Annotated in this window: 1 pseudogene; it reads right to left on the bottom strand. The window is 79.3% G+C overall.

Annotated elements, in window-relative coordinates:
* Positions 1-537 (bottom strand): annotated as a pseudogene (locus EAD89_RS00130) (hypothetical protein); the annotation flags it as partial.
* Positions 538-541: the final 4 nt, after the last annotated feature.

The raw sequence follows: 541 nt of genomic DNA, 5'->3' as shown, positions 1-541 counted from the left end.
GGCGGCGCTGGCGTCGTGCCGGGCCTGGTCGCGGGCCGCCTCGGCGCGCTGCGCCCGCTCGTCGGCCGTGGCGGCCTGCTGCCCGGCGCGCTCGGCGCGCTGTCGGGCCTCCTGCGCGTCGACCGCCGCCGCGCGGGCCTGCTCGCGGGCGCGGGCCGCGTCGGCCGCCGCGTCCTCGGCGTCACCGCGGGCTTCGTCGCGTTCGGTCTGCGCCGCCGCGATCTCGGTGGCGGCCTCGGCGCGCGCCTGGGCGAGCTGGCGCTGCACACCCACCGGGGACAGTTCGGCGTGCAGCGACTCGGTCAACGTCTCGACGATCTGGTCGAGCCGGTCCACCGCCTCCCACGTGCGGGCCACCTGACCGGGCAGGCCGGGGGCGTTGCGGTGGCGCATCCGGCTGTTGCGCGAGGCGCGCTGGCAGGCGCCGTCGTTGTCCCGGCAGTAGCGGAACGGGCGACCCGCGCCGACACGCTGCGGCACCGGCCGTCCACAGTGGGCGCACGGGCGGGTTTCGGCGGGGGTGGGGTGGGCGTCCATCGAG

It is taken from the genome of Micromonospora sp. BL4 (genome assembly GCF_003667505.1).
Classification (GTDB): domain Bacteria; phylum Actinomycetota; class Actinomycetes; order Mycobacteriales; family Micromonosporaceae; genus Micromonospora.
Note: the sequence above shows the minus strand (reverse complement) of the source record. Positions and strands in the feature narration are given on the sequence as shown.